Origin of the sequence: Advenella sp. EE-W14 (assembly GCF_012923605.1) — a bacterium.
Classification (GTDB): Bacteria; Pseudomonadota; Gammaproteobacteria; order Burkholderiales; family Burkholderiaceae_B; genus Advenella; species Advenella alkanexedens.
In genome coordinates this window covers 121314-128902 of record NZ_JAAVNG010000005.1, presented here as the reverse complement: position 1 = coordinate 128902, position 7589 = coordinate 121314, and the positions used below count along the sequence as shown (strand labels likewise).

Annotated in this window: 6 protein-coding genes, 1 tRNA gene and 2 pseudogenes; 4 read left to right on the top strand and 5 right to left on the bottom strand. The window is 48.5% G+C overall.

Annotated elements, in window-relative coordinates; translation table 11 throughout:
• Window positions 1–746: 746 nt before the first annotated feature.
• On the top strand, window positions 747–1523 hold the full coding sequence (locus tag HCX92_RS02370) for an EI24 domain-containing protein (RefSeq protein ID WP_169293318.1): 777 nt from the start codon (window positions 747–749) through the stop codon (window positions 1521–1523).
• Between the two features lie 169 nt (window positions 1524–1692).
• On the opposite strand, the gene HCX92_RS02365 is transcribed toward HCX92_RS02370, so the two are convergent.
• The 5 genes from HCX92_RS02365 to hemA all read right to left on the bottom strand — a co-directional run bounded on the left by HCX92_RS02365 (window position 1693) and on the right by hemA (window position 5912).
• Window positions 1693–2259: a UbiX family flavin prenyltransferase gene (locus tag HCX92_RS02365; RefSeq protein WP_169293317.1), complete on the bottom strand. Its 567-nt coding sequence runs from the start codon at window positions 2257–2259 to the stop codon at window positions 1693–1695.
• Entirely contained in the window at window positions 2252–2581 is a 330-nt protein-coding gene (gene grxD / locus HCX92_RS02360; RefSeq protein ID WP_169293316.1) for a Grx4 family monothiol glutaredoxin, read from the bottom strand. Before grxD ends, HCX92_RS02365 begins: the two co-directional genes overlap by 8 nt.
• Before the next feature lie 64 nt (window positions 2582–2645).
• Window positions 2646–3467 carry a peptide chain release factor N(5)-glutamine methyltransferase gene (prmC, locus tag HCX92_RS02355; RefSeq protein WP_169293315.1) on the bottom strand — a complete coding sequence of 274 codons (822 nt, stop codon included), beginning with the start codon at window positions 3465–3467 and terminating at the stop codon, window positions 2646–2648.
• A 19-nt stretch (window positions 3468–3486) separates the two neighbouring features.
• A complete protein-coding gene (prfA, locus tag HCX92_RS02350) occupies window positions 3487–4566 on the bottom strand; it encodes a peptide chain release factor 1 (RefSeq protein ID WP_169293314.1) in 1080 nt (359 codons plus the stop codon).
• Between the two features lie 71 nt (window positions 4567–4637).
• Window positions 4638–5912 (bottom strand): glutamyl-tRNA reductase, encoded by a 1275-nt coding sequence (gene hemA / locus HCX92_RS02345; protein WP_169293313.1) that lies wholly within the window; start codon window positions 5910–5912, stop codon window positions 4638–4640.
• Window positions 5913–6231: 319 nt separating this feature from the next.
• Here hemA and HCX92_RS02340 point away from each other — a divergent pair.
• From HCX92_RS02340 to HCX92_RS02325, 3 genes and pseudogenes are all read left to right on the top strand, one after another.
• Window positions 6232–6307 (top strand) — tRNA-Phe (locus HCX92_RS02340).
• Window positions 6308–6458: 151 nt separating this feature from the next.
• A pseudogene (locus tag HCX92_RS14845) lies at window positions 6459–7005 on the top strand (2-oxo-hepta-3-ene-1,7-dioic acid hydratase); the annotation flags it as partial.
• Window positions 6956–7588: pseudogene (locus HCX92_RS02325) on the top strand (aldolase/citrate lyase family protein); the annotation flags it as partial. The pseudogenes HCX92_RS14845 and HCX92_RS02325, both read left to right, overlap by 50 nt.
• Window position 7589 lies beyond the last annotated feature (1 nt).

The window sequence follows — 7589 nt, the reverse complement described above, 5'->3', positions numbered from 1 at the left end:
ACTGACTTGACTGCGTTGCTGTGTCAGCAGCAGAGAAACGAGATTATGAAGTATGTGGTTTTGTTTGTCAAGAACTTTTTAAAGAATTTTTAAAACCGTTCTTTTTAAACCACCCGGCAAATCGTTAACACCAACCTGCCAGACCACCAACTTCACGTTGCCTGCTTAAGCCGTAGCGTTCTAAACCAACACACTTAACCAGACTTCGTTTCCTTTTCACCGCCGGACGTTTTGGGGTAAACCCTAATGCCGTTGCTGCGAAAGAATGTAACTATAGCGGACTTCTTCGCACCTTGGCAAGCTTTTTCTACAAATATCTGTAGGTATTTTACACAAAAAAACATAAGCCATTGATTTAATTGAAAACATAAAGCAAGCCCACCCCTCAGAATATTTGTGCTTTTATTGCAACAACGCAACAGGAAGAGGTTTTACCATTTCCGCGCCTGATAAGCACTCATCTATTTATATAAACGCCAAACTCAACCCCGCAAGCCAGATTGAAGTCATTTATATTTGTACGTTTATATATACAACAACCATAGCTCGTTCTTTTTTTACAACATAACGCCCTTCCAAGTTAATTCAATGCTTCAAACAATGATTTTCTTGCCCATACCCCAACATCATTGTCCTGGAGTCACCCTGAAACGCTTTTTTTCCTTATTACCGCGTTTACCACTTGATGAACACGGCTTAGACTGCATATAGTGTGGCAGTCTGTCTTTTCTTTTACTCTATTATTTATGCCAGCAACTTCCTATTCCGGCTTAAGTCAGGCATTCAGCCGGGGCTTTGTTTCACAACTACGCCCCAAAATGCTTTTTGCCATTATCCTGCCTTTTTTTGTCGCGCTCGTTTCCGCTATTTTTTTATTGTCCTTTGCCTGGTCCCCGCTAGACAACTGGTTTTATGAAAGTGCCTCTTCCTGGAACTGGTTTCAAACCGCATCCAGCAATTTGTCTGGCTGGGGCTTTCAGACCATGAGCGACTGGCTCGCCGGCCTGTTTTCTTTTATTGCCTTATGCGCCATTAGCGGCATTATCGGCCTTGCCTTTGCATCGATTGTCATTATGCCTATGGTACTTAAACAACTTAGCCAGTTTAACTACCCTGATCTGGAGCGCAAAGGCGTCAATGCAACCACCACCAGCATTACCAATGCCATTAAAGTATCTTCTATTTTTATTATTGGCTGGCTGCTGACCCTGCCCTTGTGGTTTATCCCCTTCATGCCTGTGGTGCTGTCATTATTCTGGGGTGCCTACGCCTTTTCACACATGAGCCGGCTTGATGCCATTGTTGAACATGCAACCCCCCAGGAACGCACCTTCATCCTGAAAAAACACAACAAAGGCTTCTGGCTGATTGGACTGATTTGCGCCGCCATTGCGCTTATCCCTCCGTTTTCCCTGATAATGCCTGTTTACTCCATTCTGGTTTGCACCCATTACGGCCTTAACGCCCTGCAGGAAACCCGCAAGCAGCAATTAATCGATAGCATCCAGACGACCATCCGTTAAAACGGCCCCCATTAATAACACGATGCCCAAGGATCCATTGACAGGCATTCCGATCCAAAACCAATTCCATCAATAAAAACAGCCCATAAAATTGAATACAGGATTCAATTTTATGGGCTGTTTTTATTGAACAAGTTTTTTTGCCAGCAAAACATTGCGTCACGGCCGCTCAGGTACCTTCCCATTCAGGACCACCCACATCAATATCAAACAGCGCCAGCAAACGCGCCACCGTATGATCCACCATTTCTTCAATGGTTTTGGGATGATGATAAAACGCAGGCAAGGGTGGAAATACAATACCGCCCATTTCCGTTACCTGAGTCATATTACGCAAATGCGCCAGATTGAAAGGGGTTTCACGAACGGCCAGCACCAGGCGCCTTCGTTCTTTAAGATGAACATCTGCCGCACGGGTAATCAGATTATCTGAGAAACCGTGCGCAACCGCTGCCAGTGTTCGCATTGAACAGGGCAAGATCAACATGCCTGCCGTTGCAAAAGCACCGCTCGCCAACACCGACCCGACATCCCTGAAGTTATAAACATGATCTGCCAGATCAAAAACGGCTTGTCGGTCCAAGTCCAGCTCATATTTAATATTCAGCACCCCAGGTGGTGAAATAACCAGATGTGTTTCAACATCGGGCACCTCGCGGACGCGCTCCAGCAGACGGGTTGCGTAAATCGACCCGGTTGCTCCGGTGATGCCAACAACAAGTCGACGTTTAGCCATCCAGGGCGCCTGATTCTTGCAGAACCGTTTTCAGCTCACCACTGGCATTCATTTCAGACATGATGTCAGATCCACCAATAAACTCACCCTTCACATACAACTGAGGAATGGTAGGCCAGCTGGAGTACTCTTTAATACCCTCACGAACCTCACCATCTTCCAGCACATTAACGGTTACCAGCTTTTTGACACCCAACTCACGCAAAATCTGAATCGCCTTGCCAGAGAATCCGCACTGGGGAAATTGCGCTGTTCCTTTCATGAAAAGAACCACGGGGTGCTCGGTTACGGTTTCGCGAATAAAATCCTGTACTTCACTCATTATATTTTCACCTAATCAACGTTTAAACAACTGCTCCAACAGAACAGATTAATACCCGAGTATTTTACTCTGAAATCGCCCATTGACCACCAGAAATTCGCTCTATCCCCGATAAGTCTTTACGACTCTCAACATTCACGAACCCGGCTTCGATTAACAGGGAGCGGACATTTTCCGCCTGATCCCAACCATGTTCAAGCCAAACCCAACCACCATCACGCAAAAAATCTCCGGCACCGGCAATAATTTTCCGGATGGCGGACAAGCCGTCACTAAAATCGGTCAGGGCCTGAGGGGGCTCAAACCGAAGGTCTCCCTGTTCCAGATGACTGTCCGCATGATGAATATAAGGGGGATTGGAAACAATAAGATCAAACTTGCCAGCAGGCAGTTGCTCATACCAGTCACTTTCAACAAAACCTACCCGCACAGCAAGATTTTGAGCATTTTCCCGCGCCACGGCCAGCGCCTCGGCACTCTTGTCAGAAGCCATAACAACTGCCTGCGGACAATAATGAGCAACAGAAACCGCAATGGCGCCACTGCCCGTACCCATATCAAGCATCATTGCACCGGGCTGGTTTTGCAGTAAATCAATGGCAGTTTCAACCAACAACTCAGTATCTGGGCGCGGTATCAGCACCGAAGGGTTAGTCTTGAAAACAAGCCCCATAAACTCACGTTGCCCAAGTATATAAGCCATGGGTTCGCCAGCAAGACGACGCCTGAACATATCCTGAATGGACTCCAAGTGCTCCATGTCAATGGCATCACTATCATGCGCGATCATCCAGGCACGTGAGACATTCAAGACATGTCCCACAATCATTCTGGCTTCAAGCAATGGCAAACCCGATTGGGCAATCACCGAGTGAACCGTATTCATTAATGCCCGCATTCAAACATTAATGATCGCCCAGCTGGGCCAGCAGCTCTGCCTGACGTTCGGCGATCAGCGCTCCGGTCAGCTCATCCAGAGAGCCCTCCATGATTTGCTGCAGTTTATATAAGGTTAAATTAATACGATGATCGGTGACCCGGCCCTGAGGATAGTTATAGGTACGGATACGCTCTGAACGGTCTCCGGTTCCTACCAGACTCTTGCGCTCGGCCGCCTCTTTGGCCTGCTGTTCCTGACGCTGGATATCATTAATGCGGGCTGCCAGCACACTGAGGGCACGAGCCTTGTTCTTGTGCTGCGAACGATCATCCTGGCACTCTGCCACAATACCGGTTGGAATATGGGTCACCCGAACAGCGGAGTCGGTCTTGTTAATATGCTGACCACCCGCCCCACTGGCCCTGAAAGTATCAATACGCAAATCAGCCGGATTCAAGGCTACCTCAGCCAACTCATCGGCCTCGGGAAGAACCGCCACTGTACAGGCAGATGTATGCACCCTGCCTTGGGATTCGGTCTCGGGAACACGCTGCACACGATGTGCCCCCGACTCATATTTCAGACGCCCATAAACCCCATCGCCATCAATGCGGGCGATAATCTCACGATACCCACCCATTTCCGAGGGGTTCTCGGAGATAACCTCAATTTTCCAGCCTTTTTCTTCAGCATAGCGACTGTACATCCGGAACAGGTCGCCTGTAAAAATGGCACTTTCATCCCCACCGGTTCCTGCCCGGATTTCAAGAAACACACCGCGTCCGTCATCAGGATCTTTAGGCAACAATTCCAATTGCAAAGCTTCTTCAAGCTCTGCAATCCTGTCTTTAGCCACCTTCATTTCCTCTTCGCCCATCTCTTTGAGTTCCGGATCTGACATCATTTCCATGGCAGTCTGAAGATCGGCCTCGGTTGATTCATAGTTTTTGAACAACTCAACAACCGGATCAATTTCAGCACGCTCGCGAGACAGCTTACGGAACCGGTCCATATCATTAGCGATTTCCGGTTCAGCCAACAGGGCATCTACTTCTATTAAACGTTGGGACAGCTGTTCCAGACGGGAACGCATGGACTGTTTCATAAATAACTCAAAATGGGAAAGAAAGGAAAAACAGACGGAACAAGAGCGCTATGGCAATAAATGCAATAGCGCTAATGTTCGTTTTTTTGAACAGGAAACAATTTAGGCAAACAGCTCAGAAGCTGTTCACGCTCGGCACCCTGAGAACGGTTTAAGGCAACCATGGGCGCATGAAGAAACTTTTGGGTAAGGCTGCGGGCGAACTGTTCAAGAACCGCTTCGGGATCTTCACCTTTTGCCAGCATTTTACGGGCACGTTCCAGCTCTGAGACACTGATTTGATTGGCACCTTCGTTAAGGTCACGAATAACCGGTACGACAGCACGCGATTGCATCCAGTGCATGAAATTTTGCACACGGCCGTCGATAATAGCCTCTGCCTGTACCACCGCAGCCTGACGGGAATCATTGCCCTGCTGCACATAACGGCCAAGATCGTCAACCGTATACAGATAGATATCATTAAGCAGGCCCACTTCGGATTCGATATCCCGGGGCACGGCAAGGTCAACCATAACCATGGGGGTATGACGACGGGCTTTTGAGGCTTTTTGCACCATTCCCAGGCCCAGGATAGGCAGGGAACTGGCTGTACAGGAAATCACGATATCGAATTCAGCCAGGCGATTGGGCAAATCGGCCAGCTTCATGGTGCTGCCATCAAATTTGCAAGCCAGGCTTTCCGCCCGCTCAAGGGTACGGTTGGCCACCACCATTGATTTTGGTTTTTGTGCCGCAAAGTGAGCTGAACAAAGCTCTATCATTTCACCGGCCCCAATGAACAGGACCTTGGTATTGGAAATATCGCCAAATACCCTTTGCGCCAGACGGACTGCCGCAGCGGCCATGGAAACGGACTCTGAGCCAATGGCGGTTTGGGTGCGCACCTCTTTGGCAACCGAAAAGGTTTTCTGGAACAGCTGGTTTAGCAAGGTACCCATGGCACCGGCATCGCTGGCCGCACGCACGGCGGTTTTCATTTGCCCCAGGATTTGGGTTTCACCCAACACCATGGAATCCAGCCCACTGGCCACGCGAAACGCATGACGCACCGCCTGATCTTTATTGTATTGATACAGGTGGGGCTTCAGCAGACCTGTTTCAAGCGTGTTGAAATCTGCCAGCCAGCGCGGCACATGCTCGGCAATTTCCGGCGAGGCGGCACAGTAGATTTCCGTACGATTACAGGTGGACAGAATAGTGGCTTCTTTCAATGAACCACCAAAAGCCGAACGCAGGCCGTCAAGTGCCGGACGAATGAGCTCGCCAGACATGGACACGCGTTCACGCACCGATACCGGGGCGGAATGATGATTCAGGCCAAAAGTCAGGACATCAAGTGACATATGTATATAAGTCAATTAAGAAAGAATTGTGTCTATTATAATGCCGAGCCAGCCATTTTGTTATATCCGCATGATTTTTGACAACTTTTTACGCACTATCAAGGTAGTCCTTGATAAAAATCATTATATGAAATGCATTTTTGTCTGATTCAGGCATAAAATCAGGATCACATTGAATAATTCACCATGAAAATATCAACACAAAACCAAAATGATGCACATTCACCACAAAAAAGACCCACAAATTGCTTTTCAGTTGTTTTTTTGACAAAGGGCTTTACAACAATCGAAAACATGGTGTAATATTTAAATCTTTCACGGCCAGGTAGCTCAGTCGGTAGAGCAGAGGATTGAAAATCCTTGTGTCGGCAGTTCGATTCTGCCCCAGGCCACCAGAAATTCCTAAAAACGCCAACTTGTACGAGTTGGCGTTTTTGTTTTGTGCTCCGCGATTGACAACCAGCCCAGCAATATGCACCACAAACCTCAAAGCAAGATTCTGGAACAACGCGGATTAGTCTACATTTTCATAAACAACCTTACCGCATGTTTGACACAGAACTAATTGAACAACTGGTTCAAGAACTGGACCAGTCAAAAAACACCCGCACCCCGCTTCAGCAATTCACACAACGCTTTCCGGACATGACGATTCAAGACGGCTATAAAATCAGCCGGGCCTGGGTAGCCATGCAATTGGCACAAGGCAGGTCAATCATTGGTCATAAAATCGGTCTAACCTCACGGGCAATGCAAATTGCCATGCAGATTCCCGAACCCGACTATGGTACTTTGCTCGATGACATGCTGTACACCTGGGCAAACACTGGATATCCCGCTTGAGCGCTTCATCACTCCCAGGGTTGAAGTTGAACTGGCTTTTGTACTGAAATCGCCCCTGAAAGGCCCGGATGTTTCTATTGAACAAGTACTGGCAGCCACAGACTATGTCACGCCGGCGATTGAAATTATTGATTTCAAGATTAAGCCTGTTGACCCGCTAACCGGCTCCACCAGCAAAGTCTTCGACACCATCAGCGACACAGTTACAGGCCGTTGCGCCCTACCCGGTTCACCCCGTGGCGCGCCCCGTTTCTGGTGATACGGCTTTAATCAAGCAACTGCTGGATATCGGCGCACAAACATTGCTGGTCCCCATGGTGGAAACCGCCGAACAGGCAAGACAAATTGTGCAGGCTACCCGCTACCCACCTGTCGGCATCCGTGGCGTAGGCAGCTCACTGGCCCGTTCATCACGTTGGGACCAGATTGAAAACTATCTTCAACTGGCGGATGAGCAGATCTGCGTTTTAGTTCAGGTAGAAACCAAAACAGGGCTGGAAAATCTTCAAGCCATTACAGATGTTGAAGGTGTTGACGGCGTGTTTTTTGGCCCTGCCGATCTTTCCGCCTCTTTGGGCCACCTGGGTAACCCATTACACCCCGATGTTCAGAAAGCGATTGTTAATAGCATCAAAACGGTTTGCCAATCTGGCAAAGCCCCCGGTATTTTAATGTCAGACCAAACCCTGGCCCGCCAGTATCTTGAACTGGGCGCCCGCTTTGTTGCCGTGGGTGTAGATACAAGTTTATTGGTTTGCGCGGCGACTGAACTGGCCAACGCGTTCAAGCCAGGCTCTGCCAGCATGACAGGTAAAAGCGGCAACGTCTATTGAT

Bases quoted from the DNA above. Each gene is read 5' to 3' on its own strand.
- HCX92_RS02370 (WP_169293318.1), top strand. From the start codon at position 747: ATGCCAGCAACTTCCTATTCCGGCTTAAGTCAGGCATTCAGCCGGGGC.
- HCX92_RS02365 (WP_169293317.1), bottom strand. From the start codon at position 2,259: ATGGCTAAACGTCGACTTGTTGTTGGCATCACCGGAGCAACCGGGTCG.
- grxD (WP_169293316.1), bottom strand. From the start codon at position 2,581: ATGAGTGAAGTACAGGATTTTATTCGCGAAACCGTAACCGAGCACCCC.
- prmC (WP_169293315.1), bottom strand. From the start codon at position 3,467: ATGAATACGGTTCACTCGGTGATTGCCCAATCGGGTTTGCCATTGCTT.
- prfA (WP_169293314.1), bottom strand. From the start codon at position 4,566: ATGAAACAGTCCATGCGTTCCCGTCTGGAACAGCTGTCCCAACGTTTA.
- hemA (WP_169293313.1), bottom strand. From the start codon at position 5,912: ATGTCACTTGATGTCCTGACTTTTGGCCTGAATCATCATTCCGCCCCG.